This is a genomic window from Isoptericola nanjingensis (genome assembly GCF_050311635.1).
GTDB lineage: Bacteria > Actinomycetota > Actinomycetes > Actinomycetales > Cellulomonadaceae > Isoptericola > Isoptericola nanjingensis.
Genome location: NZ_JBNOZL010000003.1, coordinates 365583 through 391037, shown reverse-complemented (window position 1 = coordinate 391037; position 25455 = coordinate 365583). Strand labels below are relative to the sequence as shown.

The 25455-nt window shown below is 74.5% G+C and carries 25 protein-coding genes; 19 read left to right on the top strand and 6 right to left on the bottom strand.

Features of this window, described 5'->3' with window-relative positions; translation table 11 throughout:
- Nucleotides 1–85 precede the first annotated feature (85 nt).
- Together ACQP6G_RS07325 and hisS are read left to right on the top strand one after the other, a co-directional pair.
- Complete coding sequence (locus tag ACQP6G_RS07325; RefSeq protein WP_429763615.1) at nt 86–853, top strand: MBL fold metallo-hydrolase; 768 nt, start codon at nt 86–88, stop codon at nt 851–853.
- A gap of 74 nt (nt 854–927) precedes the next feature.
- Nucleotides 928–2346, top strand: a complete 1419-nt coding sequence (gene hisS, locus ACQP6G_RS07320; protein WP_429763614.1) for a histidine--tRNA ligase — start codon at nt 928–930, stop codon at nt 2344–2346.
- 12 nt (nt 2347–2358) lie between these two features.
- On the opposite strand, the gene ACQP6G_RS07315 is transcribed toward hisS, so the two are convergent.
- Complete coding sequence (locus ACQP6G_RS07315; protein ID WP_429763613.1) at nt 2359–2742, bottom strand: VOC family protein; 384 nt, start codon at nt 2740–2742, stop codon at nt 2359–2361.
- Nucleotides 2743–2933: 191 nt separating this feature from the next.
- Here ACQP6G_RS07315 and ACQP6G_RS07310 point away from each other — a divergent pair, with 191 nt between their 5' ends.
- The 3 genes from ACQP6G_RS07310 to ACQP6G_RS07300 all read left to right on the top strand — a co-directional run bounded on the left by ACQP6G_RS07310 (nt 2934) and on the right by ACQP6G_RS07300 (nt 6905).
- A complete protein-coding gene (locus tag ACQP6G_RS07310) occupies nt 2934–3548 on the top strand; it encodes a hypothetical protein (RefSeq protein WP_429763612.1) in 615 nt (204 codons plus the stop codon).
- Between the two features lie 61 nt (nt 3549–3609).
- Nucleotides 3610–4680, top strand: a complete 1071-nt coding sequence (locus ACQP6G_RS07305; RefSeq protein WP_429763611.1) for a recombinase family protein — start codon at nt 3610–3612, stop codon at nt 4678–4680.
- Between the two features lie 47 nt (nt 4681–4727).
- Nucleotides 4728–6905, top strand: coding sequence for an intein-containing Rv2578c family radical SAM protein (locus ACQP6G_RS07300; protein WP_429763610.1), 2178 nt, complete (start codon nt 4728–4730; stop codon nt 6903–6905).
- 13 nt (nt 6906–6918) lie between these two features.
- Here the strand turns inward: ACQP6G_RS07300 and ACQP6G_RS07295 are convergent, their stop codons facing one another.
- Nucleotides 6919–7278 carry a DoxX family protein gene (locus tag ACQP6G_RS07295; RefSeq protein ID WP_429763609.1) on the bottom strand — a complete coding sequence of 120 codons (360 nt, stop codon included), beginning with the start codon at nt 7276–7278 and terminating at the stop codon, nt 6919–6921.
- A gap of 54 nt (nt 7279–7332) precedes the next feature.
- Nucleotides 7333–7806, bottom strand: coding sequence for a PPOX class F420-dependent oxidoreductase (locus tag ACQP6G_RS07290; RefSeq protein WP_429763608.1), 474 nt, complete (start codon nt 7804–7806; stop codon nt 7333–7335).
- A 117-nt stretch (nt 7807–7923) separates the two neighbouring features.
- Here ACQP6G_RS07290 and aspS point away from each other — a divergent pair, with 117 nt between their 5' ends.
- Nucleotides 7924–9696 carry an aspartate--tRNA ligase gene (gene aspS, locus ACQP6G_RS07285; RefSeq protein WP_429763607.1) on the top strand — a complete coding sequence of 591 codons (1773 nt, stop codon included), beginning with the start codon at nt 7924–7926 and terminating at the stop codon, nt 9694–9696.
- The gene (locus ACQP6G_RS07280) at nt 9693–10553 is read left to right on the top strand and encodes a GNAT family N-acetyltransferase (RefSeq protein WP_429763606.1); all 861 of its coding nucleotides are present in this window, start codon (nt 9693–9695) and stop codon (nt 10551–10553) included. The genes aspS and ACQP6G_RS07280 overlap by 4 nt, the downstream gene beginning before the upstream one ends.
- On the opposite strand, the gene ACQP6G_RS07275 is transcribed toward ACQP6G_RS07280, so the two are convergent.
- Nucleotides 10542–12122: an FAD-dependent oxidoreductase gene (locus tag ACQP6G_RS07275; protein WP_429763605.1), complete on the bottom strand. Its 1581-nt coding sequence runs from the start codon at nt 12120–12122 to the stop codon at nt 10542–10544. The genes ACQP6G_RS07280 and ACQP6G_RS07275 overlap by 12 nt on opposite strands.
- A gap of 11 nt (nt 12123–12133) precedes the next feature.
- Between ACQP6G_RS07275 and ACQP6G_RS07270 the strand changes: the two genes are divergently transcribed.
- Complete coding sequence (locus ACQP6G_RS07270; protein WP_429763604.1) at nt 12134–12703, top strand: TetR/AcrR family transcriptional regulator; 570 nt, start codon at nt 12134–12136, stop codon at nt 12701–12703.
- A gap of 42 nt (nt 12704–12745) precedes the next feature.
- Nucleotides 12746–14134 (top strand): replication-associated recombination protein A, encoded by a 1389-nt coding sequence (locus tag ACQP6G_RS07265; protein WP_429763603.1) that lies wholly within the window; start codon nt 12746–12748, stop codon nt 14132–14134.
- A 26-nt stretch (nt 14135–14160) separates the two neighbouring features.
- Here the strand turns inward: ACQP6G_RS07265 and ACQP6G_RS07260 are convergent, their stop codons facing one another.
- On the bottom strand, nt 14161–14604 hold the full coding sequence (locus ACQP6G_RS07260) for a globin domain-containing protein (protein WP_429763602.1): 444 nt from the start codon (nt 14602–14604) through the stop codon (nt 14161–14163).
- 303 nt (nt 14605–14907) lie between these two features.
- On the opposite strand from ACQP6G_RS07260, the gene rpsD reads away from it, so the two are divergent.
- The 10 genes from rpsD (at nt 14908) to aroB (ending at nt 24976) form a co-directional block, all read left to right on the top strand.
- Nucleotides 14908–15534 (top strand): 30S ribosomal protein S4, encoded by a 627-nt coding sequence (gene rpsD, locus ACQP6G_RS07255; protein WP_429729429.1) that lies wholly within the window; start codon nt 14908–14910, stop codon nt 15532–15534.
- A 145-nt stretch (nt 15535–15679) separates the two neighbouring features.
- Nucleotides 15680–16063 (top strand): DUF948 domain-containing protein, encoded by a 384-nt coding sequence (locus ACQP6G_RS07250; RefSeq protein ID WP_429763601.1) that lies wholly within the window; start codon nt 15680–15682, stop codon nt 16061–16063.
- Nucleotides 16063–16455 carry a hypothetical protein gene (locus ACQP6G_RS07245; protein WP_429763599.1) on the top strand — a complete coding sequence of 131 codons (393 nt, stop codon included), beginning with the start codon at nt 16063–16065 and terminating at the stop codon, nt 16453–16455. The genes ACQP6G_RS07250 and ACQP6G_RS07245 overlap by 1 nt, the downstream gene beginning before the upstream one ends.
- A gap of 160 nt (nt 16456–16615) precedes the next feature.
- Entirely contained in the window at nt 16616–19327 is a 2712-nt protein-coding gene (alaS, locus tag ACQP6G_RS07240; RefSeq protein ID WP_429763598.1) for an alanine--tRNA ligase, read from the top strand.
- Nucleotides 19324–19869 (top strand): Holliday junction resolvase RuvX, encoded by a 546-nt coding sequence (gene ruvX, locus ACQP6G_RS07235; RefSeq protein ID WP_429763597.1) that lies wholly within the window; start codon nt 19324–19326, stop codon nt 19867–19869. The genes alaS and ruvX overlap by 4 nt, the downstream gene beginning before the upstream one ends.
- 67 nt (nt 19870–19936) lie before the next feature.
- Nucleotides 19937–21085 (top strand): endolytic transglycosylase MltG, encoded by a 1149-nt coding sequence (gene mltG / locus ACQP6G_RS07230; protein ID WP_429763596.1) that lies wholly within the window; start codon nt 19937–19939, stop codon nt 21083–21085.
- A 1-nt stretch (nt 21086) separates the two neighbouring features.
- Nucleotides 21087–21971 carry a shikimate dehydrogenase gene (locus ACQP6G_RS07225; RefSeq protein ID WP_429763595.1) on the top strand — a complete coding sequence of 295 codons (885 nt, stop codon included), beginning with the start codon at nt 21087–21089 and terminating at the stop codon, nt 21969–21971.
- A gap of 43 nt (nt 21972–22014) precedes the next feature.
- A complete protein-coding gene (gene aroC / locus ACQP6G_RS07220; protein WP_429763594.1) occupies nt 22015–23232 on the top strand; it encodes a chorismate synthase in 1218 nt (405 codons plus the stop codon).
- Nucleotides 23229–23825 carry a shikimate kinase gene (locus tag ACQP6G_RS07215; RefSeq protein WP_429763593.1) on the top strand — a complete coding sequence of 199 codons (597 nt, stop codon included), beginning with the start codon at nt 23229–23231 and terminating at the stop codon, nt 23823–23825. Before aroC ends, ACQP6G_RS07215 begins: the two co-directional genes overlap by 4 nt.
- The gene (gene aroB / locus ACQP6G_RS07210; RefSeq protein ID WP_429763592.1) at nt 23822–24976 is read left to right on the top strand and encodes a 3-dehydroquinate synthase; all 1155 of its coding nucleotides are present in this window, start codon (nt 23822–23824) and stop codon (nt 24974–24976) included. The genes ACQP6G_RS07215 and aroB overlap by 4 nt, the downstream gene beginning before the upstream one ends.
- Here aroB and ACQP6G_RS07205 read toward each other — a convergent pair.
- Nucleotides 24973–25431, bottom strand: coding sequence for a hypothetical protein (locus ACQP6G_RS07205; RefSeq protein WP_429763591.1), 459 nt, complete (start codon nt 25429–25431; stop codon nt 24973–24975). The two genes, aroB and ACQP6G_RS07205, sit on opposite strands and share 4 nt — an antisense overlap.
- Between the last annotated feature and the right edge of the window lie 24 nt (nt 25432–25455).

Here is a 25455-nt window from a genome sequence, read left to right as displayed (position 1 = left end):
GGGACAGTCTAGAGGCCGGGACGCAGGTCACATCCGCTACGGCGGCGGCGACCCCGGGCCGGGCCGCGGCGGCTACGGTGGCGCGGTGCAGATCCTCCTCGTCGTCGCGCCCGTCTTCGCCACCAACTGCAGCGTCGTGGTCGCCGGCGCAGAGGGCCGGGACGCCGACTGCGTGGTCGTGGACGCCGGGGCGGGGGTCGCCCCCGACGTCGAGCGCCTGGTCGTCGAGCGCGGCCTGGTCCCGCGCGCCGTCGTCGCGACCCACGGGCACGTGGACCACACCTGGGACGCCGCGGCGCTCTGCGAGCGGTACGACGTCCCGTTCCGCATCCATCCCGCGGACGCCTACCGCCTGGCCGACCCGTTCGGGACGCTGGGCCTCGCTGCGGTGCGCGACGGCGGCGACCCGGGGGTGAGCGGCGCGCTCGCGCAGGCGCTCGCGGCCACGGGCCGGCGGGCCGAGGACTACCGCGCGCCGGCCGTCGTCGAGCTGCTCGACCTCGGACCCGACGGCGAGGGGGCGCTCGCTGCGGGAGCGGTGCGGCTGCGCACGCTGCACGCTCCGGGGCACACCGAGGGCTCGACGCTCCTCGTCGTCCGGGACGGCGACCACGACGGCGACTCTGGCGGCGACCACCGCGGCGGCGTCGTCCTCGCGGGCGACGTGCTCTTCGCGGGCGGGGTCGGGCGCACCGACCTGCCGGGTGGAGACGCCGCCACCATGGCGCGCACGCTGCGCGACGTCGTGGGCGCGCTCGGCCCGGAGCTCGGCGTCGTGCCCGGCCACGGCCCGACCACCACCGTCGGCCGCGAGCTGGCGACGAACCCCTTCCTGCGCCCGCACCTGCGCTGATCCGTCCCGTCCGCCCCGTCCCCGGCGGTGGGACGGGTCCGGACACGGCCCCGGCGTCTGGGAGGATGAGGCCCATGGCACGCCCCACCCCGCTCTCCGGCTTCCCCGAATGGCTCCCCGACGGTCGCGTCGTCGAGCAGCACGTCCTCGACACGCTGCGGCGGACGTTCGAGCTGCACGGGTTCGCCGGTATCGAGACGCGGGCGGTGGAGCCGCTCGACCAGCTGCTGCGCAAGGGCGAGACCTCGAAGGAGGTCTACGTGCTGCGCCGGCTGCAGGAGGAGCAGGACGGCGACGCCGAGGGATCGAGGGCCGACAGGGCAGCGGCGGCCGAGAAGCAGCTCGGCCTGCACTTCGACCTCACCGTCCCGTTCGCGCGGTACGTGCTGGAGAACGCCGGCCGCCTCGCCTTCCCTTTCAAGCGCTACCAGATCCAGAAGGTCTGGCGCGGCGAGCGCCCCCAGGACGGCCGCTTCCGCGAGTTCGTCCAGGCCGACATCGACGTCGTCGGCGCGGGCGAGCTGCCCTACCACTACGAGGTCGAGCTCCCGCTCGTCATGGCCGAGGCGCTCGGCGCGCTGCGCGACGTCGGCGTGCCCGAGGTCCGCATCCTCGTGAACAACCGCAAGGTCGCCGAGGGCTTCTACCGCGGCCTGGGGCTCGACGACGTCGAGGGCGTGCTGCGCCAGGTCGACAAGCTCGACAAGATCGGGCCGGACGCCGTCGCGGAGCTGCTGCAGGCGGAGCAGGGCGCCGCCCCCGAGCAGGCCAAGGCGTGCCTCGAGCTCGCCGCGATCTCGGGCGCGGACACGACCGTGGTGGACCGGGTCCGGGCCCTCGCGGCGTCCTACGACGCGGGCACGGAGCTGCTCGAGACGGGGCTGGGCGAGCTCGCCGCGCTGATCGAGGCGGCCGCACGCCGCGCTCCCGGCGTCGTCGTCGCGGACCTGAAGATCGCGCGCGGCCTCGACTACTACACCGGGTCGGTCTACGAGACGGTGCTGGTGGGGCACGAGCAGCTCGGCTCGATCTGCTCGGGCGGGCGCTACGACACCCTCGCCTCCGACGGCAAGAACACGTACCCGGGCGTCGGCCTGTCGATCGGCGTCTCCCGCCTCGTCTCGCGGCTCCTGTCCGCAGGGCTGGTCGCCGCGACGCGCGGCGTGCCCACGGCCGTGCTGGTCGCCGTCACGGACGAGGCGCACCGGGACCGGTCCGACGCGGTCGCGGCGGCCCTGCGCGCCCGTGGGGTCCCCGCCGACGTCGCGCCGTCGGCGGCGAAGTTCGGCAAGCAGATCAAGGTGGCCGACCGCCGCGGCATCCCGTTCGTGTGGTTCCCGGCGCAGCCGGGCGAGGACGGCACCGAGCCCGCCGTCCTGTCCGGCGAGGTGAAGGACATCCGCTCGGGGGAGCAGGTGGACGCGGACGCCGCGACGTGGGAGCCGCCGGCGGAGGACCTGTTCCCGCGGGTCGTGCCGGCCGCCGCCGAGTGAACCCGGCGTCCCTCAGGCCTCGATGAGCGCGACGACGTTGCGCGCCGGGTCCCGGAACCAGCCGATGGTCGGGCCCTGGCGCGGGTCGTCGCTGCGCACGACGCCGTCGGCGTCCTGGGCGAACCCCGGGTAGCGCACCAGGTCCACGCCGGCGGCGTGCAGGTCCGCCGCCGCGGCGGCGACGTCGGGCACGACGAGGTTGAGCACGGTGTGGCTCGCGGGCTCGTGGGCCTCGCCCTTCGGGTAGACGAAGACGGCGCTGCCGCCGGTGACGTCCAGCTCGAGCCCCATGGACGTGCGGTGCACGCGGAGCCCCACGACGTCCCGGTAGAACGACTCGACGGCGTCGAGGTCGTCGACGGAGAAGCTGCTGAAGCCACGCTGCACGGTGATCACGGGGGTCTCCTCGGGTCGGGAAGCAGCCGGCGGGGACCGGCCTGAGAGGTGGACCCCGCGGGCGGCCGGAACTGATCGGGAGCCATCCCGCGGGGGTTGTCCCCCGAAGACCCTGAGGCGCCCCTGAGATTCACCCTGATCTCGCCGCTGACCTGGCCGGACGGCGCCCGGGGGACGGTACGGTGACCGCCGTGAGCATCTACGTGGTCCTGTCCCGCAGCAGCACCGTCCTGTCGCGGACGATCCGCCTCGCGACGCGGGACGAGTACACGCACGCGGCCCTGGCCCTCGACGCCGACCTCGAGCTCATGTTCAGCTTCGGGCGTCGCCGCGCGTCCAACCCGTTCGTCGGCTGCTTCAAGCGCGAGCGGCTCGACGACGACCTGTACCGGGGGATGGACCGGCTGCCGGGCGTCGTCCTCGAGGTCCCCGTGACGTCCCGCCAGCGGGACGCCGTGGGCGCTCGCGTCGCGGAGTTCCTCCTCGACAGCCACACCTACGCCTACAACGCCCCCGGCCTCGTGACCGGTCTGCTCGGGCGGGGGTCCGAGGACGACCGGCGGTTCTTCTGCTCCGAGTTCGTCTACCACGTGCTGCGCGACGCGGGGGTGTGCGACCTGGGCGTCCCGCGCTGGAAGGTGCGCCCGCAGACGCTGCTGGACGTGCCCGGCACCGTCGTCTACCGCGGGGACCTCAAGCGCTACCGGTCGTCGGACCTCGCCGCGGCGCCGGTCCCGGCGCTCACGCTCCAGGGCGCGGACGGGCTGTTCGCCACGTCGCGGTCGGGGGTCTCGCTGGCGTTGTGAAGCCGAGCCACGGGCGGACGCCGTCCAGGGCTCGCACAGGGCGTCGTGCGACGCTGGGCCCATGCCGAGCCGAGTCTTCCTGCACGTGGGCGCGCCCAAGTCCGGCACCACCTACCTGCAGTCGCGTCTCCACGCGAACCGCCACGACCTGCGCCGGCACGGGGTGCTGTACCCCAGCGGGCCGCTGGGCGAGCCGAGGGTGCACTACTGGGCCGCGCTGGACGCCACGGGGGCGCGGCACGGCATCGACCCGCGGCGACTGCGCGGCGCGTGGGACCGCCTGGTGGGCCAGGTGCGGCGGGCGCGGGGAGACGTCGTCGTCAGCCACGAGCTGCTGGCGAGGGCGGACCCGGCCCAGGCGGCCCGGGTGCTCGCGGACCTGGCGGCGACCGGCGCCGAGGTCCACGTGGTGCTCACCGTCCGCGACCTGGCGCGCGAGCTCGCGAGCGGATGGCAGGAGACGCTGAAGTTCGGCGCGAGGACGACGCTGCGCGCCTACCTCGACCGGGTCAGGGCGGGGCGGTCCGCGTTCCTGGACTCCGTGGACCCGACCCACGTGCTGACCGTGTGGGCCGCGGACCTCCCTGCCTCGCGGGTCCACGTGGTGACCGCGCCGCCGGCGGGCGGCGCCGGGGGCACGCTCTGGCTCCGCTTCCTGGAGGCCGTCGAGGTCGACCCCGCCTGGGCGCCGCGGGACGCCGAGCGGTCGAACGCCTCGGTCGGGGCGCCCGAGGCGCAGGTGCTGCGCGGCCTCAACCGCCGGCTCGGGGACGAGGTGCGGCGCGGCGGTGCCCTCTCGCCGCTCGTCGACGGCGTCGTCGCCGGGGACGCGCTCGCGCCGAGGCGGTCCACCCCCATCGCCCTGGGGCCCGACGACCACCCGTGGGTGGCAGAGCTCAGCGAGACCTGGGTCGCCTGGCTGCGCGACCAGGACGTGACCGTGCACGGCGACCTGGCCGACCTGCTGCCCGTCCCGCCCGGCGACGACTGGACCGACCCCGACACGCCGCGACCGCGCGAGGTGACCGCGGCCGCCCTGGACACGGTCGCGGTGCTGCTCGCGGAGCTGGCCCGGCGCCCGCTGCCGTGGCGGGATCGGGCCCGCCGGGCGCTCGCGCGGCTCCGCCGCTGACGCCGGGCGGGCTGGACAGCGAGTCGAACGTCTGTTCGAATGGTGGCGTGAGATGGGATGGTCAGACGGTCGGCGCCGACGACGGTGCCCTGCCCGGGCTCGAACGCTCCGCCCTGGGGCGGCTCGGCCTGGTGCGCACGGTGCGGACGCCGGAGTTCGCCGACGTCACGTTCCACGAGGTGCTCGCGAAGAGCGCGCTGTCCAAGGTGCCCGCCGCATCGAAGATGCCGTTCGGGTGGACCGTCAACCCGTACCGGGGATGCAGTCATGCGTGCCGCTACTGCACCAGCCCGGAGACCCTGGTGCTGATGGCCGACGGGAGGCAGAAGCCGATTCGCGACATCCGGGTGGGGGAGCAGATCGTCGGGACGGTCGTCGACGGCCGATATCGGAGGTATGAGGCGACGGCGGTCCTCGCTTGGTGGCGGACCATCCGTCGGGCGTACCGCGTGACCCTGGCCGACGGGACGGAGATCGTGGCCAGCGGTGACCACCGGTTCCTGGTCGGCGGGCGCGGCTGGAAACATGTGGCGCGGCAGGAGCGCGGCTACCCGCAGCGTCCGTTCCTGACGCTGAACAACACGCTCATGGGGTTCGGCAACGGGAGGGCCGCCGCCGAGCCGACGGTTGCTGGACCCTCGGAGGAGTACCGGCGCGGCTATCTCACGGGCATGATCCGCGGTGACGGCATGCGCCTCGACAAGACGTACACAACAGCTTCCGGGCGGCCGGTGCGCGTCACCCATTTCCGTCTGGCGTCGGCCGACGCGGAAGCTCTGGAGCGCTCGGCCGACTACCTCACGCAGGAAGGCGTCGCGCTCAAGCGTCGCCCGTTCAGCGCCGCGTCCGCGACCCGTCGGGCGATCGACTGCATATACACCGGTCGCCGTGCGGACTACGAGAAGATCAACCGGTTGGTGGCCTGGCCCGGTGACCCGACCGAAGAGTGGTCGAGGGGGTTCCTGGCGGGCATCTTCGATGCGGAAGGATCGTGTTCGCGGGGCATCCTCCGCGTCTCGAACAAGGACGAGGAGATCCTCTCCAGGACGAGCGCATCCATGGATCGGCTCGGTGTGCCGAACGTCCGAGAGCGCTCCAACCCTCGCGGCGTCGGGGGCGTGCGGGTCGTGGGTGGGCTTCCCTCCCGGCAACGCTTCTCCCGTCTCGTGCGCCCGGCGATCACCCGGAAGCTCTCCGTGCTCGGTGGGGCCGTCAAGACAGCCGCTGACCTGCGCGTCGTGAGCATCGAGGACCTGGGTTTCGAGCAGGAGATGATCGACATCACCACCGGCACCGGCGACTTCATCGCGAACGGGGTCGTCTCGCACAACTGCTTCGCCCGCCCCACCCACGAGTACCTCGACCTGGACGCCGGCCGGGACTTCGACTCCCAGGTCGTGGTGAAGACGAACGTGGCCGAGGTGCTGCGCGCCGAGCTGGCGCGGCCGGCCTGGACGCGGGAGCCGGTGGCGATGGGCACCAACACCGACCCGTACCAGCGGGCCGAGGGGCGGTACCGCCTCATGCCCGGCGTCATCGGGGCGCTCGCTGACTCCGGCACGCCGTTCTCGATCCTCACCAAGGGCACGCTCCTGCGTCGGGACCTGCCGCTGATCGCCGAGGCGGCGCAGCGCGTGGAGGTCGGGCTCGGGGTCTCCCTCGGCTTCGCCGACTCGCCCGCCGACGAGGAGCTGCAGCAGTCGGTCGAGCCGGGGACGCCGACACCCCGGGCGCGCCTCGACCTGATCCGCGCGGTGCGGGCCGCAGGCCTGCCCTGCGGCGTCATGGTGGCCCCGGTGCTGCCCTGGCTGACCGACTCCCGCGACCACCTGCGCCGCCTGCTGGACGCCGTCGCGGACGCTGGTGCCACGGGAGTCACCGTGGTGCCGCTGCACCTCAAGCCCGGCACCCGCGAGTGGTACCTGCAGTGGCTGGAGCGCGAGCACCCACGCGCCGTCGCCGGCTACGGGCGCGTGTACGCCCGTGGCACCTACGCGCTCGAGGCCTACCGGCAGTGGCTGTGGGACCGGGTCGAGCCGCTCCTCAGCGAGCGCGGCTTCCGTTCGTCCGGGCACCGCTCGCGGTCGGGCGCCACGGGGCGGTTCCCGGACGACCTCACGCCGCACGACGAGGGTGACTACCCGTCCGGGGCGCTCGCGGGGATGCCTCGCGACGGCGGCGGGCTCCAGGTGGCCGGCGCGGACGTCCAGCAGGTGCTCTTCTGAGGCACAGGCGGGCTCAGCGCAGGAACGAGAACCACAGCACGAACAGGCACAGCAGGAACATGCCCGTGGCGTTGACGAAGAAGTTGCGGCCGAAGTCCCGCGCCCGGACGTGGAACGTCAGGGCGAGCACGAAGTACACGACCAGGCAGACGGCGGTCACGAGCCCGAGGTAGGGGATCCAGATCCCGGCGACGAGCCCGGCCGCGGCGGCGGCCTTGATCCACGGCATCACCCACCACCAGCGCTCCGGGAAGTTCACGTCCCGGAAGCACTGCGCGATGAACGCCGCGGGTCTCACGCACAGGAGCGCGTCGCCCGCGGAGACGAACGCGAGAACGAGCACGGGCCAGACGGGGTCGGGCAACGTCGCCATGGGGTCGACGTTACGGCCCGCAGGGCAGGCCGTGCCGTGGGTGTGACCAGCCTCTCAGGCGCCCTCGACCAGCCGGGCGGGGAACCCGCCGGTGGCGACGGGGCCCCACCGCTCGACCGTGATCCGCACGACGCTCTTGCCCTGGCGCAGCATCGCCTCCCGGTACTCCTCCCAGTCGGGGTGCTCCTTGCCCGCGGCGGCGCGGTAGTACTCGACCAGCGGCTCCACCGAGTCGGGCACGTCGATGACCTCGGCCGTGCCGTCCACCTGCACCCAGGCGTCGTCGAAGTCGTCGCCGAGGGCCAGGAACGACGCCCGCGGGTCCCGCCGCAGGTTCACCGCCTTCGCGCGGTCCGGGTACGTCGAGACCACCACCCGGCCGGCCGCGTCGACGCCGAACGTCACCGGGCTCAGCTGCGGCGAGCCGTCCCGCCGGGTGGTGACGAGCACGCCGTGCCGACGCTCCCGCAGCACCTCCAGCAGCCCGTCGCGGTCGACGGCGGTCGTGGTGGCGATCCGTGGCGCCATGGGAATCTCCTCGCAGAAGGGGGCCGGCCAACGACTAGACTCGCACGGGCGCGCCAGCGCGCCCGGACGTCGCCACCGGCGACGCGGTCCTCCCACCCCGTTCGAAAGGAACACTCCGTGCTCCGCACCCACACGGCCGGCTCACTGCGGGCCGAGCACATCGGTCAGACCGTCACCCTCACGGGGTGGGTCGATCGGCGCCGGGATCACGGGGGAGTGGCCTTCATCGACCTGCGCGACGCGTCCGGCATCGCCCAGGTCGTCATCCGCGACGAGGCGGTGGCGCACCCGCTCCGCTCCGAGTTCGTCCTCCAGGTCACGGGCGAGGTCGGTCGCCGCCCCGAGGGCAACGCCAACCCGAACCTCGCCACGGGCGAGATCGAGCTCGTGGCCAAGGACGTCGTCGTGCTGAACGAGTCCGCGCCGCTGCCGTTCCAGGTGTCGACGGCGCTCGCGGACACCGAGGTGATCGGCGAGGAGGCGCGCCTCAAGCACCGCTACCTCGACATCCGCCGCCCCGCGCCGGCACACGCCCTGCGGCTGCGCGCCAAGGCGAACCAGGCGGCCCGCCGCGTGCTCGACGAGCACGACTTCGTCGAGGTCGAGACGCCCACGCTGACCCGCTCGACGCCCGAGGGCGCGCGCGACTTCCTGGTGCCCGCGCGCCTGGCGCCCGGCTCCTGGTACGCGCTGCCGCAGAGCCCCCAGCTGTTCAAGCAGCTGCTCATGGTCGGCGGGCTGGAGCGCTACTACCAGATCGCACGCTGCTACCGCGACGAGGACTTCCGCGCCGACCGCCAGCCGGAGTTCACGCAGCTGGACGTCGAGCTGAGCTTCGTCGACCAGGACGACGTCATCGCGCTCGCCGAGCAGGTCCTCGCCGCCCTGTGGAAGCTGATCGACGTCGAGATCCCCACGCCGATCGCCCGTATGACCTACGCCGAGGCCATGCGCCTGTACGGCACGGACAAGCCTGACCTGCGCTTCGGCAACCCGCTGGTCGAGCTGACGGACTACTTCGCCGAGACCCCGTTCCGGGTCTTCCAGGCCGAGTACGTGGGTGCCGTCGTCATGACCGGGGGCGCGTCGCAGCCGCGCCGCCAGTTCGACGCCTGGCAGGAGTGGGCCAAGCAGCGCGGGGCCAAGGGCCTCGCGTACGTCACCTACGGCGAGGACGGCACGCTGGGCGGCCCGGTCGCCAAGAACCTGTCCGACGCCGAGCGCGACGGCCTCGCCGCCGCCACCGGCGCGCAGCCGGGCGACGCCGTGTTCTTCGCGGCGGGCAAGACCGCCGAGGCCCGCGCGCTGCTCGGCGCGGCCCGGCTCGAGATCGCGCACCGCACCGGCCAGGTCGACGAGGACGCCTGGGCGTTCGTCTGGGTCGTGGACGCGCCGCTGTTCAAGCCGACCGGCGAGGACGACGACGTCGACCTGGGCCACTCCGCCTGGACCGCCGTGCACCACGCGTTCACGTCGCCCAAGCCGGAGTGGGTCGACAGCTTCGAGTCCGACCCGGGCAACGCGCTCGCCTACGCCTACGACATCGTCTGCAACGGCAACGAGATCGGCGGCGGCTCGATCCGAATCCACCGCCGCGACGTGCAGGAGCGCGTGTTCGACGTCATGGGCATCGGCCCCGAGGAGGCGCAGGAGAAGTTCGGCTTCCTCCTCGACGCCTTCAAGTTCGGCGCCCCGCCGCACGGCGGCATCGCGTTCGGCTGGGACCGCATCGTCGCGCTGCTGACGAGGTCGGCGTCGATCCGCGACGTCATCGCGTTCCCGAAGTCGGGCGGCGGCTACGACCCGCTCACCGAGGCCCCCGCCCCGATCACGCCCGAGCAGCGCAAGGAGGCCGGGGTGGACGCCGTCCCCCAGGCCGACGGGGAGTGACGCTCTCCCTCGACGCGCCGTCGCTCGCCCCGGTCACCCAGGTGGCCGGGGCGAGCGTGCCTCCCCGTTGGGCGCACCACCCCGTCGTGGTCGCCGAGGCCGCCCACGGCGGGTGGGACGCCAGCCACGTCTGGCACGACGACGACGCGTTCCTCGTGCGGCTGCGCTGGCGCGAGCGGATCGACGGGGGGCGCCCGCTGGCCGTCGACCACGACGCGGCCGGGGTCAGCCTGCTGGCCGTGGGCGGCGCCGAGGGCGCGGCACGTCTGCTCCTCGCCGCGGAGGCGGAGCTTCGCCCTGGCGGGCTGGGGCCGGTCGTGCGGGCGTCCATGCCGCGCGGCACCTACGCCGCGGTGTCGGCGGCCGGCGCGTGCGGCGGCGCCGTCGTCCCCGCGCCGTTCGACCGTGCGCCGTTCGACGCGTGGGACTGGTACGCCGTCACGGGACCGCCCGCCGTCGTCGCGGGCGAGGAGCGGGTCGTCGAGCTGCTGGGCGACGCCGGACGTGCCGAGGCGGCCGCCTGCCTCGCGGTCGCGAACCCGGACGGCGAGCTGCCCGTGGGCGAGCCGCGGTCCCGCTGGTGGGGCTGGCGGGACGACGACGGCGTCGTGCGCGCCGTGGCAGGCGCGTCGCGCCGCGTGCCGGGGCGGCCGTGGACCCTGGGGTCGATCGGTACGGACCCGGCGTGGCGGGGCCGGGGGATCGGGGCGGCCGTGACGGCCTCGGCGACCCGCGCCGGGGTCTCCGAGGCGTCGATGGTCACGCTGGGCGTGTACGCCCACAACGTCGCCGCCCGCAACATGTACCGGCGGCTGGGGTACGTCCTGGGTCAGGAGTTCGAGAGCTCACGCCCCTGACGTCGCCGCCGGCACCCGGGCGTCGGCGAGGTAGCCGTCGGGGCGCACGAGCAGCGTCGCGTCGCGGCCGTCCGCGCGCCGCACCACCACCCGCTCGGCGGCGTCGACCTCACCGGGTCCCGGCGGGACCGTCGCCGGGGAGCCCTCCGCGGGCCCGACGAGCACGAAGCGCCCCTCGCGCAGGGCCTCGGCCAGGCGCGACCCCGAGGGGCCCGCGACCAGCGGCAGGTCGGGCACGCGGCGCCCGGCGGCATGGTGCGCCCCGGGCGGGGCCGGGTAGCGCACGCCGAGCGCCGACACCACGCCCGCGGCGCGGCGGCGCACGGGCGCCGCGCGGGACAGGAGCGTGGCGCCCGCCGCGCGCGCCGCGGCTGCGGCCGGTCCCGGGCGGGTGGCGAGCCGCAGCAGGGTCCCGCTCGCGCGCAGCACCTGGGCGCCCACCGGGTGCCGCTCGGCCGAGTACCCGTCCAGCAGCGCGTCGTCGGCGCCACGCACCACGGCGGCGAGGCGCCACGACAGGTTCGCGGCGTCCTGCAGCCCCGTGTTCATGCCGAGCCCGCCCGCCGGGCTGTGCACGTGCGCGGCGTCGCCCGCGAGCAGCACGCGCCCGACCCGGTACCGCGGCACCTGGCGCTCGTCGGCGGCGAACCGGGTGGCGAACCGCAGCTCCGCCATGCCGTGGTCGTCGCCGAGCGTCGCCCGCGCGACGGCGCGCACCTCGTCGAGATCCACGGGCCCCTCGTGGCCGGGGTCGAGCGCCTCGTCCCAGCCGATGAACCGGTACCAGTCGTCGCCGAACGGCGCGAGGAAGCCGAGCGAACCCCCGGACGACGCCACGGTGAGCGCGTCCTGCGGGGGCCGGGCGAGGCGGACGTCGGCCAGCACCATCGCGCGGATCACCGTCTCCCCGGGGAACGGCAGGCCCGCCGCCCGCCGCACCGTCGAGCGCACGCCGTCCGTACCGACCACCCACGGCGCGCGGAACCGGACCGGGGCGCCCGCAGCCGCGTCGCCTCCCTCGTGGCCGGCCCCGTCGCCGGTCTCGTCGGCCGCCAGCACTGAGGCGCCGCCGTCGTCCTGGCCCACGTCGGTGACGCGCATCCCGTGCCGGAACACGGCGCCCGCCTCCTCCGCACGCCGGCGCAGCAGCCGCTCCACCTCGTACTGCGGCGTGACGAGCACGAAGGGGAACCGGCCGGGCAGCGTGTCGAGGCGCACGTCGGCCCGCCCGAACACGCGGATGCTCCGCACCCGCCGGCCGGTGGCGAGCAGCTCGTCCGCCAGCCCGCGCGCGTCGAGCGCCTCGAGGCTGCGCGCGTGCACCGCGAACGCGCGGGTGAGGTTGCTCAGGCCCGCAGGCCGCTTCTCGAGGACGGTCACGCGCGCCCCTGCCGCGGCGAGGTCGCCGGCGAGGAGCAGCCCGGTGGGCCCGGCCCCGACCACCACCACGTCCGCCACCGGGTCCGATGTCGTCCTGTTGCGCGCGCTCATGATCCCTCCCGACGTCAACAAGCGTTGGCATGTTCGACGGTAGGCCTGTCGGCCCGCAAGGTCAACAGGTGTTGGCATATGCTCTCGGCATGGACGTCACCCCCGCACCCCGGCGCTCGGACGCCACCCGCGCCGCGATCCTCGAGGCCGCGCGGGACCGGTTCGCCCAGGACGGCTACGACGGCGCGACGGTGCGGGCCATCGCCGGGCAGGCGGGCATCGACCCCTCGATGGTCATCCGCTACTTCGGCTCCAAGGAGGGCCTCTTCGCGCGGGTGGTGGACGTGGCCCTCGACATCCCCGACCCCGCGCGGATCCCCGCCGAGGACCTCGGCCGCGTGCTGGTCACGCACTTCCTGGAGCTGTGGGAGCGCGACGGCGTGCTCGTCACGCTGCTGCGCGTCGGCGTCACGAACCCGGCGGGCGCCCAGCGCCTGCGCGGCGTCTTCCGCGACCAGCTCGTGCCCGCCGCGGAGCGCTTCGGCCACGACCCCGCCGACGCGCCCCGCCGCGCGACGCTGGTCGCGTCGCAGATCCTCGGGATGGCGCTGCTGCGGTACGTGCTGAAGTTCGGGCCCGCGGCCGAGATGTCCCGCGCGGACGTCGTCGCCTGGCTCGCGCCGACCGTCGAGCGCTACATCACATCCCCCGAGCCGTGACGCGGGCCCGGGGCGTGGGTGGCGCTCCGTAGGCTGGGCCGCATGGACCTGTTCGACGCCGCGCTCACCGGCACCCGCGGCACGCCGGCGACCGGCCGCAGCGGCCCGAGCGCCCCCCTGGCCGTGCGCATGCGGCCGGCTGCCCTCGACGAGGTCGCGGGCCAGGCGCACCTGCTCGTGCCGGGATCGCCGCTGCGCCGCCTGGTGGAGCCGGACGACGAGTCCGCGCGCCGTGCCGCCCCGGGGTCCGTGATCCTGTGGGGGCCGCCCGGCGTGGGCAAGACCACGCTGGCGTACCTCGTCGCGACGGTGTCCGGGCGGCGGTTCGTCGAGCTCTCCGCGGTCACCGCCGGCGTGAAGGAGGTGCGCCAGGTCGTCGAGGACGCCCGGCGGCGTCTCGCCACCGGCGGCGAGGAGACCGTCCTCTTCATCGACGAGGTGCACCGCTTCTCCAAGACGCAGCAGGACGCGCTGCTGCCCAGCGTCGAGAACCGCTGGGTGACGCTGGTGGCCGCCACCACGGAGAACCCGTCGTTCTCGGTCAACTCCCCGCTGCTGAGCCGGTCCCTGCTCCTCACGCTCAAGCCCCTCACCGGCGACGACGTCCGCGCCCTCGTGCGCCGCGCCGTCGCGGACGAGCGCGGCCTGGACGGCGCCGTCGAGCTGACGGACGAGGCTGAGGACCAGCTCGTGCGCATGGCGGGCGGGGACGCGCGCAAGGCCCTGACCATCCTGGAGGCCGCCGCCGGCGCGGCCCTCGCGGACGCGGTCCCCGGCCGCACGCCCGGGGACCCGGTCGCCGTGGACCTCGACACGGTCGAGCGCGCCGTCGACGTCGCCGCCGTGCGGTACGACCGCGACGGCGACCAGCACTACGACGTCGTCTCGGCGTTCATCAAGTCGATCCGGGGCTCGGACGTGGACGCCGCCCTGCACTACCTGGCCCGGATGGTGGCCGCGGGCGAGGACCCGCGCTTCATCGCGCGGCGTCTCGTGATCTCCGCGGCGGAGGACGTCGGCATGGCCGACCCGTCCGCCCTGCAGACCGCGGTGGCGGCGGCGCAGGCCGTCCAGCTCATCGGGATGCCCGAGGGGCGGATCGTCCTCGCGGAGGCGGTCGTGCACCTGGCGACCGCGCCGAAGTCCAACCGGGCGTACCAGGGGATCGACGCGGCGCTCGCGGACGTGCGGGCGGGGAAGGTGGGCGTCGTGCCGCCGCACCTGCGTGACGCGCACTACGCGGGCGCCGAGGGGCTCGGGCACGGCAAGGGATACCGGTACGCGCACGACGCGCCGCACGCGATCGCGGCGCAGCAGTACCTCCCCGACGAGCTCGCGGGGCGGCGGTACTACGACCCGAGCGACCGCGGGTTCGAGAAGCAGGTCACCGACCGGGTGGCGCGGATCCGGCAGATCCTGGACGACGCCTGACGCGCCTACCGGCCGGCGACCGTGCGTCAGGCGGCCTCGAGCTCGATGAGGGTGCCCGCCATCGTCCGGTAGACCTCGTCCCAGGCGGCCGCCACCTCCGGCGTCACCGCGTCCCCCAGCACCGCGACGATGGCGGCGAACAGGTGCTGGTGGACCACCTCGTACTGGGCCGGCTCCACGCCGACCGCGCGGTGCCGCTGGGCGACCGGGGCGAGCACGTCGCGGGGGTCGGCGTCCTCGTCGGCGACGAGCATCGCCGCGCACGAGGTGATCGCGGCCGCGAGCGCGCGCTGCTGGCTGCCGTCGGTGATGCGTTCGGGGGAGAACATCGACCCGAGCAGGCCGGGGTGCTCGTCCAGGAGGGTGCGGTAGAAGATCGTGGTGATGTCGTCGATCGAGTCCTCGACCACGGGCAGGGTGGAGCGGACCACCTCGGCGGAGCGGGGCGAGAGGGTGACGGGGGAGGGCATCGGGGCGACTCCTTCGGGCGACCGACCGGCGCCGTGCCGGCGGTGCACAGTCAAGCGCCCGGGCGACGCCGGCGACAAGACCTTGCCGGAGGAGGCATGGGTGGAGCCCGACGGGCCGGGGCGCCCCGCGGGATGCGGTAAGATGCTGCGGTTGCCGTTTCCGGCGACCACCTGGGACCTCGGCCCCGTGAGCACCCGCCCCGCGCAGGAGCTCCATCGGCTGGTCCCGCACCCGAGACCTCCCCTCCACGGGGCGGACGTCGGGTGTGACCTCATCCATCACCACAGGACAGGAAGCAACCAGTGACCGCTGTCACCAAGTCGCGCCGCCAGGTCCGCCTGAGCCGCAAGCTCGGCCTCGCGCTGACCCCGAAGGCCGTCCGCCACTTCGAGAAGCGCCCGTACCCCCCGGGTGAGCACGGCCGCGCCCGCCGCCGCACCGAGTCGGACTACGCGGTCCGCCTCCGCGAGAAGCAGCGTCTGCGCGCGCAGTACGCGCTCCGCGAGAAGCAGCTCCTCAAGGTGTACGAGAACGCCCGCAAGCACCCGGGCCTGACCGGTGAGGTCATGGTCGAGGACCTCGAGACGCGTCTCGACGCGCTCGTGCTGCGCGCCGGCTTCGGCCGCACCATCCTGCAGGCCCGCCAGGCCGTGACGCACCGTCACATCCTGGTGGACGGCAAGATCGTCGACCGTCCGTCGTTCCGCGTGAAGCCGGGCCAGACCATCCAGGTCAAGCCGAAGTCGCAGACGACCACGCCGTTCCAGGTCGCCGCCGCCGGTGCGCACCGCGACGTGCTGCCGGCCGTCCCGGGCTACCTCGACGTGAACCTCGAGAAGCTGTCGGCCACGCTGACCCGCAAGCCGAAGCGCGCCGAGGTCCCCGTGACCTGCGAGGTGCAGCTCGTGGTCGAGTTCTACGCGCGCTGATCCTGCGCATCGCCGCGGACGAGTCCGCAGCACCTCGGACGCCCCGTCACCCGCCTCGCGGGGGGCGGGGCGTCCGCCGTTCGTGGCCGGTCACCCGGGATAGGGTGACGACCGACCGTCTGACGCCTGTGCGAGGAGAGATCTGATGTCGATGGGTGACGTGGCCGGGCTCATCGCGGCCGTCGCGTTCGTGCTGCTCGTGGGCCTGCTCGCGATCCCGCTCGTGAAGCTGGGGCGCGTGCTCGACGAGGCGACGCGCTCCATCCGCGAGGTCACGGAGCACTCGGTGCCGATCCTCGACGAGGCCGCCACCACGGTGGCCTCCACCAACGACCAGCTGGTCAAGGTGGACACGATCACGACCTCGGCTGCCCAGGTCAGCGAGAACGTGTCGGCGCTGGCCGGCCTGTACGCCTCGACGCTCGGCCGCCCGCTGGTCAAGGTCGCGGCGTTCTCCTACGGCGTGCGCCAGGCGTTCGCCCGGGCCTCGCGCTCGGGCCGCGGCGACGACGCGAAGGCCGGCCGCTGATGCGCCGGTTGTTCTGGGTCGGCGTGGGCGTCGTGGTGACGGTCGTCGTCGTCCAGCGTGGCCGCAAGATCGTGGCGCAGTACGCGCCCGAGGCGGTGGTCGACCGCGCGGAGCGTGCGGCGCAGGACGCCGGACGCCGGGCGGAGACCTTCGTCGCCACGTTCCGGCGGGAGTTCACCCAGGCTCGCAGCGCCCGGGAAGCCGAGCTCACCGCCGCGCTGCTCGCCGAGGGGCAGCCGGACCCGGACGACGTCCGCGCGAGCGGGCTGCGCGCCGCCGACCTGCGCGGAGGGCCCGGACGAGCCCGGCACGCGGCATCCGCTCCCGACGGACGGCCCGACACCGAGGCCGAGATCGCCGCCGACGAGGCGGACCTCGGCTACTCGTTCTGATCCCCGCTCCGCGAAATCCCGTTCCGACCATCCCCCGGCGGGCGCGAGAATAGGGGTCGGCCGCCCCCGGCGGGCGGCCACCCGCTCGTCACACCCGTCACCAGCCGTACCGGTCTGACGTCAGCCTCGACATCGGCCTCGACATCATTTGAAGGACACCATGCGCACCGCCGAGATCCGCAAGCGTTGGCTCGACTACTTCGAGTCGAAGGACCACGCGATCGTGCCCAGCGCACCCCTGGTCTCGCCGGACCCGTCGATCCTGTTCACGATCGCGGGCATGGTGCCCTTCATCCCGTACATCCTCGGTACGGAGCCGGCGCCGTGGCCGCGGGTCGCGAGCGTGCAGAAGTGCATCCGCACCAACGACATCGAGAACGTGGGCCGCACCACGCGGCACGGCACGTTCTTCCAGATGAACGGCAACTTCTCGTTCGGGGACTACTTCAAGCGCGAGGCGATCGACTTCGCGTGGGAGCTCCTCACGACCGACCAGGGCCAGGGCGGCTACGGCCTCGACGGCGACCGCCTCTGGGTGACCATCTGGGAGGAGGACGCCGAGGCCTTCGACGCGCTCACGAAGGGCGTCGGGCTCGACCCGAAGCACGTGGTGCGCCTGCCCCGCGAGGAGAACTTCTGGGACACGGGCCAGCCCGGCCCGGCGGGCCCCTGCGCCGAGTGGCACTACGACCGCGGCCCCGCGTACGGCCCCGACGCCGTGGGCGGCACGGTTGACCCGGGCGGCGACCGCTACCTGGAGATCTGGAACCTCGTCTTCGACCAGTTCGTGCGCGGCGAGGGCCAGGGCAAGAACTACCCGCTGCTGGGCGAGCTCGAGCACAAGAGCATCGACACCGGCGCGGGCCTGGAGCGCATCGCCTACCTGCTGCAGGGCAAGGAGAACCTCTACGAGATCGACGAGGTGTACCCCGTCATCGCGCGTGTCGAGGAGCTGACGGGCAAGCGCTACGGCGCCGACCCCGAGGACGACGTGCGGATGCGCGTGATCGCCGACCACGTCCGCTCGTCGCTCATGGTGATCGGGGACGGCGTGCGCCCGTCGAACGAGGGCCGCGGCTACGTGCTGCGCCGCCTCGTCCGTCGCGCCGTGCGCGCCGTGCGCCTCCTCGGCGTCGACGAGGTCGCGCTCCCCTCGCTGCTGCCCGTGTCCAAGGACGCGATGAAGGCGTCCTACCCGGAGGTGGAGGCCGACTTCGCCCGCATCAGCGACGTCGCGTACGCGGAGGAGGACGCCTTCCGCCGCACGCTCGCGCAGGGCACGACCATCCTGGACACGGCCGTGGGTCGCGCGAAGTCGCGGGCCTCGGACGGAGCGGACGGCGGCACCCCGGTGCTCGGTGGCGCCGAGGCGTTCCAGCTCCACGACACGTACGGCTTCCCGATCGACCTCACGCTCGAGATGGCGGCCGAGCAGGGCGTCCAGGTGGACGAGAAGGCGTTCCGCGACCTCATGGCGGAGCAGAAGCAGCGCGCCCGCGCCGACGCGCTCGCGAAGAAGACGGGCCACGCCGACCTCCGCTCGTACGAGCACCTGAACAAGGAGCTGTCCGCGCCGGTCGAGTTCCTCGGGTACACCGACACGGAGTCCGCGGTGACGGTGGCCGGTCTGCTCGTCGACGGGGTGCCCGCCCCCGCGGCGACCGCGCCCGCCGACGTCGAGGTCGTCCTCGACCGCACGCCCTTCTACGCGGAGGCCGGCGGCCAGCTCGCCGACCAGGGCACGATCGTGCTCGACGGCGGCGCGACCATCGAGGTCGACGACGTGCAGCGCCCGGTGAAGGGCCTGTCCGTGCACCGCGGCCGTCTGGTCGAGGGCACGGTGGCGCTGGGCGACCCCGGCACCGCGACGATCGACGTCGCGCGTCGCGTCGCGATCAGCCGCGCCCACTCGGCCACGCACATGATCCACAAGGCGCTGCACGAGATGGTCGGGCCGGACCGCACCCAGGCAGGTTCGGAGAACGCCCCGAGCCGCGTGCGCTTCGACTTCCGGTCGCCGACGCCGGTGGCGGCGGACGCCCTCGGCGAGATCGAGGAGCGGGTCAACGCGCGCCTCACCGAGAACCTCGAGGTGACGGACGCGACGATGCCGATCGCCCGCGCCCGCGAGCTGGGTGCCATGGCGCTGTTCGGCGAGAAGTACGGCGACACCGTGCGCGTCGTCTCGATCGGCGGCGACTGGTCGCGTGAGCTGTGCGGCGGCACGCACGTCAAGGCCACCGGGGAGGTGGGTCGCGTCGCGCTGCTCGGCGAGGCCTCGATCGGCTCCGGCGTGCGCCGCGTGGACGCTCTCGTGGGCGACGGCGCGTACGGCTTCCAGGCCAAGGAGCACGCCCTGGTGGGCCAGCTCACCGGCCTCCTGGGCGCGCGCCCGGACGAGCTGGCCGACCGCGTGGGCTCGCTGCTCACGCGCCTGAAGGACACCGAGAAGGAGCTGGCGGGCCTGCGCCAGGACCGCATCCTCGCCGCGGCGGGCACGCTCGCCGCGCAGGCGGAGCGCGTCGGCGACGTGCGGGTGGTGGCGCACGACGCCGGCGAGGTGGCCTCGGCCGACGACCTGCGCGCCCTCGTGCTCGACGTGCGCGGGCGCCTGGGCGACGCGGAGGCCGTGCTCGTCGCCGTCGGCGGCGTCGCGGGCGGACGTCCCCTGGTGGTCGTCGGCACGAACGCCGGGGCGCGCGACGCGGGCCTGCGGGCCGGCGACTTCGTCAAGGTGGCCGCGAAGGCGCTGGGCGGCGGGGGCGGCGGCAAGCCGGACCTGGCCCAGGGCGGCGGCACCGACGCGTCGGCGCTGCCGGCCGCGCTGGCCGGCGTGTCCGAGGGCGTGCGCGCGGCCCAGGCGGGCGCGTGACGGGACCGTCGCCGGAGCCGGACGCGCCCCGCGGGCTGCCGCGGGGCGCGCGCCTCGGGGTGGACGTCGGCAAGGCGCGCATCGGGCTGGCGGGCAGCGACCCCGACGGCCTCGTCGCGACGCCGGTCGAGACCGTGCCTCGCGTGCTGGAGGTGCCCGCGGGCGCCGACGGCGCGCCCACGATGACGCCCGACGTCGCGCGGATCGCGACGGAGGCCGAGGAGCGGTTCGCCGCGGTCGTGTACGTCGGGCTGCCGCGGCACCTGTCCGGGGCGGAGGGCGCGGCCACCGCCGACGCGCGCGACTTCGCCTCCCGGCTGGCGGCCGCCGTCGCGCCCGTCGAGGTGCGTCTGGTGGACGAGCGGATGACGACCGTGACGGCGCACGCGCAGCTGCGGTCGGCGGGGCGACGCACCAAGACCCACCGGTCTGTCGTCGACCAGGCCGCAGCCGTTATCATTCTGCAATCTGCACTCGACGTGGAGCGGTCGGCGGGGGAGCGCGCCGGCGAGCTCGTCGAGCTGCGGCGACCGGGCGCCTGACCAGCCCGGACGGCAGAACCCGACCCACCGTGCCCACCCCAGGCCCTGTCAGAAGGAAGAACCCGGCGTGACGGACCTCTTCGAGCACCCCGCCCTCCAGGAGGCGCCTGCGGCACCCTCGCGGCGCCGCTCGGCCGCCGGCCGGAGGGCCGCCGCCAAGCGCAAGCGCCGCCGCAGGCAGCGCACCGCGGTGGTCTTGGTCGTGGTGCTCGCGTTCGTGGGCGCGGGTGCCTACCTGCTCTGGGACCGCATGGACTCGCTCGTCGGCGACCTGCCCTTCATCGGCTCGCAGAACGACGACTACCCGGGACCGGGCGGGGACCCCGTCGACGTCGTCATCCCCGAGGGGGCCACCGGCGGCCAGATGGGCACGGTGCTGCAGGAGGCCGGCGTCGTGGCCAGCGTCGGCGCGTTCACGGACGCGTTCGGCCAGAACCCGGCCGCCGCCGGCATCCAGCCCGGCACCTACCAGCTGCAGGCCGAGATGAAGGCGTCGGACGCCGTCGCCGCGCTGGTGAAGAACGAGAAGCTGCAGACCAACGTGACCATCCCCGAGGGGTACACGGTCGCGCAGGTCGTCGACAAGGTCGGCTCGGTCACGGACATCACGCCGAAGGAGCTCGAGAAGGCGCTGAAGGACCCGGGGTCGTTCGGGCTGCCGAAGCAGGCCGACGGCAACGCCGAGGGCTGGCTGTTCCCGAAGACGTACACCGTCCAGCCGGGCGACGACGCCACGACCCTGCTCACGGCGATGGTGGACCAGACGAAGAAGGAGCTGGAGTCGCTCGGGGTCGAGAAGTCCGACTGGCAGGACGTCCTGAACAAGGCGTCGCTGGTCGAGAAGGAGGCGCCGGACGGGTACCGGGGCGAGGTCGCACGCGTGATCGAGAACCGCCTGGACCGCGACGAGGCGCTGTACCTGGACGCGATCAACTCCTACGGGCTCGGCAAGCCGGCGGACGAGATCACGAAGTCGGAGTTCGCAGACGCGAGCGATCCGTACAACTCCCGCAAGAACACCGGGCTCCCGCCCACGCCGATCGCCAACCCGGGTCGGCCGTCGGTCGAGGCCGTCCTCGACCCGCCCGAGGGCGACTGGAACTGGTACGTGACGGTGAACCTGGACACCGGCGAGACCAAGTTCACGGACAACTACCAAGAGTTCCTCGAGTACCGCGCCGAGTACCAGAAGTGGGCCTCGGAGAACGCCGGCTGACATGACGGTCACCCGACGAGCGGCGGTGCTGGGACACCCCGTCGCGCACTCGCTCTCGCCCGTCCTGCACACCGCCGCGTACGACGCCCTCGGCCTCGAGGGGTGGGAGTACTCCGCGATCGACACGACCGTGGCGGACCTCCCGGCACTGGTGCGAGGGCTGGACCTCGGCTGGGCCGGACTGAGCGTCACGATGCCGCTCAAGCACGCGGTCATGGACCTCGTGGACCACGTCGACCCGCTCGCCGTGGCCGTGGGCGCCGTCAACACGGTGCTCGTCGGCCCCGCGCAGTGCGGCGTGACGCTCACGGGCACGAACACCGACGTCTACGGCCTGGTCACCGCGCTGCGCGAGGGGTTCGCCGCCCAGGGGCGTTCCGGCGCCGGCGCGCAGAGCGCCGTCGTCCTCGGCGGCGGCGCCACGGCCGCGTCCACGCTGGCTGCGCTGGGCGAGCTCGGCTGCACGACGCCGCGCGTCCTGGTCCGCTCCCTCGGCCGGACGGCGGGCCTGCAGGAGGCGGCGGCGCGCATGGGCGTGTCCCCGCGGTTCGAGGTGCTCGACCCGTCGGCGTCGCTCGGCGCGCTGCGGGACGCCGACGTCGTCGTCTCCACCATGCCCGCCTACGCCGCCGACCCGGTCGCGGCCGCGCTCGCCGCCCACGGCGGCACACCCGCCGGCGTGCTGCTCGACGTCGTCTACGACCCGCGTCCCACCGCCCTGTCGACCGCCTGGTCGGACGCGGGCGGCACCGTCGTCGGGGGCGAGCGGATGCTGCTGCACCAGGCGGTGGAGCAGGTGCGCCTCATGACCGGGCGCACGGCCCCGGTCGCGGCCATGGACGACGCGCTCGGCCGGGCCCTGACGGCGCCGGCGTCCGCCCGCTGACCACCGGACGGACCGGCGGCGCGAGCGTGGAAGAATCGCAGGCATGCTGCGCTGGATGACGTCGGGGGAGTCGCACGGTCCGTCACTCGTGGGGGTGCTGGAGGGACTGCCCGCCGGCGTCGAGGTGGTGACCGCGGACATCCAGGCCGCGCTCGCCCGCCGGCGGCTCGGCTACGGCCGCGGCGCCCGGATGAAGTTCGAGCAGGACGCGGTGCGCGTCCTCGGCGGCCTGCGCCACGGGATCACGCAGGGCGGCCCGCTGGCCTTCGAGATCGGCAACACCGAGTGGCCCAAGTGGACCGACGTCATGTCGCCGGACCCCGTCGACCGCGAGGCGCTGCTCGTCGACGCCGGCACCGGTGACGAGCGGGAGATCGCGCGCAACCGTCCGCTCACCCGGCCGCGCCCGGGCCACGCCGACCTCGTCGGGATGCGCAAGTACGGGTTCGACGACGCGCGACCGGTGCTCGAGCGGGCGTCGGCGCGCGAGACCGCGACGCGCGTCGCGCTGGGCCTGGTCGCGGCGAAGTTCCTCGAGCAGGCCGTCGGCGTCCGGCTGGTGTCGCACGTCGTGGCGATCGGCCCGGTCGAGGTGCCTGAGGGCGCCGACCTGCCCGCGCCCGAGGACGTCGCCGCCCTCGACGCCGACCCGGTGCGCTGCTTCGACGCCACGACGAGCGCGGCGATGGTCGCGGAGATCGACGAGTGCCGCAAGGACGGCGACACGCTGGGCGGCGTCGTCGAGGTGCTCGCCTACGACGTGCCGACCGGCCTCGGCAGCTACGTGCAGGGCGACCGGCGCCTCGACGCCCGGCTGGCGGGCGCGCTCATGGGCATCCAGGCGATCAAGGGCGTGGAGGTCGGCGACGGCTTCCGCACCGCCCGCCGCCGCGGCTCGGCCGCGCACGACGAGATCGAGCGCGGGGACGACGGCCACATCCACCGCCGCTCCAACCGTGCGGGCGGCATCGAGGGCGGCATGTCGAACGGCGAGGTGCTGCGCGTGCGCGCCGCGATGAAGCCGATCTCCACGGTGCCGCGCGCCCTGGCGACGGTCGACGTCGCGACGGGCGAGGCCGTCACCGCCCACCACCAGCGCTCGGACGTGTGCGCGGTGCCGCCCGCCGCCGTCGTCGCGGAGGCGATGGTGGCGCTCGAGCTGGCGCAGGCCGTCGTGGAGAAGTTCGGCGGGGACTCGGTGGCCGAGGTGCGGCGCAACGCCGAGTCGTACCTGGCCTCGATCCCCGAGCTGCTCCGATGAGCGCGGGCGTCCCTCGCGCGGTCCTCATCGGCCCGCCCGGCAGCGGCAAGACGACCGTCGGCCGCCTGCTCGCGCAGCGGCTCGGTGTCGCGTTCCGGGACACGGACGCAGACGTCGAGGACACCGCGGGCAAGCCGGTCGCCGACATCTTCGTGGAGGACGGCGAGCCGCGGTTCCGCGAGCTCGAGCGGGAGGCCGTCACCACGGCCCTGGCCTGCCACCCCGGCGTCCTCGCGCTCGGCGGCGGCGCGATCATGGACGAGCACACCCAGCGGGCGCTCGAGGGCTACGTCGCGGGCGGCGGCACCGTCGTCTTCCTGGACGTCTCCCTCGCGCACGCCGCGCCCCGCGTCGGCTTCAACCAGTCCCGTCCGTTGCTCGTGGGCAACCCGCGGGCGCGGTGGGTCGAGCTGATGCAGGCGCGTCGGCCCACCTACGAGCGCCTCGCCACGATGCACGTGGTCTCCGACGAGCGGCCCGCGCACGAGGTCGCCGCGCAGGTGCACGCCGGGGTGACGGGCGGCTCGGCACAGCAAGGCGCGGCGCAGCACGACGCGGCCGCGGGCACATCGGCACAGGAGGTCCAGTCATGACGGTCCGCGTGACCGTGCAGGGCAGCACGAACGAAGCCCCGTCCTACGACGTCGTCGTCGGACGACACCTGCTCGGCGAGCTGCCGGGCCTGCTCGGGGACGGGGTGCGGCGGGTGCTGGTCATGCATCCCGCGTCGCTGCAGGCCACCGGCGAGGCCGTGCGCGAGGACCTCGTCGCGCAGGGCTACGAGGCGTTCGCCGTCGAGCTCCCGGACGCCGAGGAGCAGAAGACCGCCCAGGTGGCGGCGTTCTGCTGGCAGGTGCTGGGGCAGGCCGACTTCACGCGCTCGGACGCGATCGTCTCCGTCGGCGGCGGCGCGACGACCGACCTGGCAGGGTTCGTCGCGGCCACGTGGCTGCGGGGGATCAAGGTCGTGCACGTGCCGACCACGCTGCTCGCGATGGTCGACGCCGCCGTGGGCGGCAAGACGGGGATCAACACGGCCGAGGGCAAGAACCTCGTGGGCGCCTTCCACCCGCCCGCCGGGGTGCTGTGCGACCTGGCGGCCCTGGAGACCCTCGACCGCTGGGACCTCGTCGCCGGCATGGCGGAGGTCGTCAAGACGGGCTTCATCGCCGACCCGCGCATCCTCGAGCTCGTCGAGGAGCACGCCGACGAGCTCCGGGAGTGGAAGGGTTCGGACGCCTCGCCCGAGACCTGGGCCGTGCTGACCGAGCTCATCGAACGGTCGGTGCGCGTCAAGGCCCGCGTGGTGGGGGAGGACCTCACGGAGCAGGGGCTGCGGGAGATCCTCAACTACGGGCACACCCTGGGGCACGCGATCGAGCTCACCGAGCGCTATCAGCTGCGGCACGGCGCGGCGGTCGCGGTCGGGATGGTCTTCGCGGCCGAGCTCGCCCGGCTCGGCGGCAAGCTCGACGACGCCGTCGTGGACCGGCACCGGTCGATCCTCGACTCGCTCGGCCTGCCGACCACCTACCGCGGCGACCGCTGGGACAAGCTCCTCGCCGCCATGCAGCGGGACAAGAAGACGCGCGGAAACCTGCTGCGCTTCGTCGTGCTGGACGACGTCGCGAAGCCGACGCGCCTCGAAGGGCCGGACCCGACCCTGCTCGCCGCGGCGTACGCGGAGATCTCGAAGGAGCCGCCGGCCGGCCGGCCCGGCGTGACGGTCCAGCTCGGGCTCTAGCGGTAGCCGGCCGTCCCGCCGGCCGTGCGCGCGGACTCGCGGTCGGCGTCCCACGCGCGCACCACGTCCCGGCACGCCGGGAGGTCGTCGTCCGCGACGAGCAGCACGAGGTTGCCGTCGTGGTCGCTGTACAGGGTCCGGACCACGACCCCCGCCTCCGCGAGGCGGCGCGCGAACGCGCCCATCTGCCCGGGGACGTCCTGGGCGAGCCGGGTGGTGACGACGTCGCGGGCGACCGCGGGCCCGAGGCCCGCCGCCACCAGCGCGGCGACCGCGCGGGGCCCGTCGTCGACGAGGAAGTGGGCGACGCGGCCGCCGTCGAGGCCGGTCACGCCGCCGCCCTCCAGGCTGACGCCGGCGCGCCCGAGCGTCTCGCCCAGGTCGGCCAGGGCGCCGGGCGTGCCGGGCAGGCGGACCTCGAGGTCCTGCGGGGCGGGGGCGTCAGAGGCGGTCATGCGGCGACCGTAGACCCGGGACGT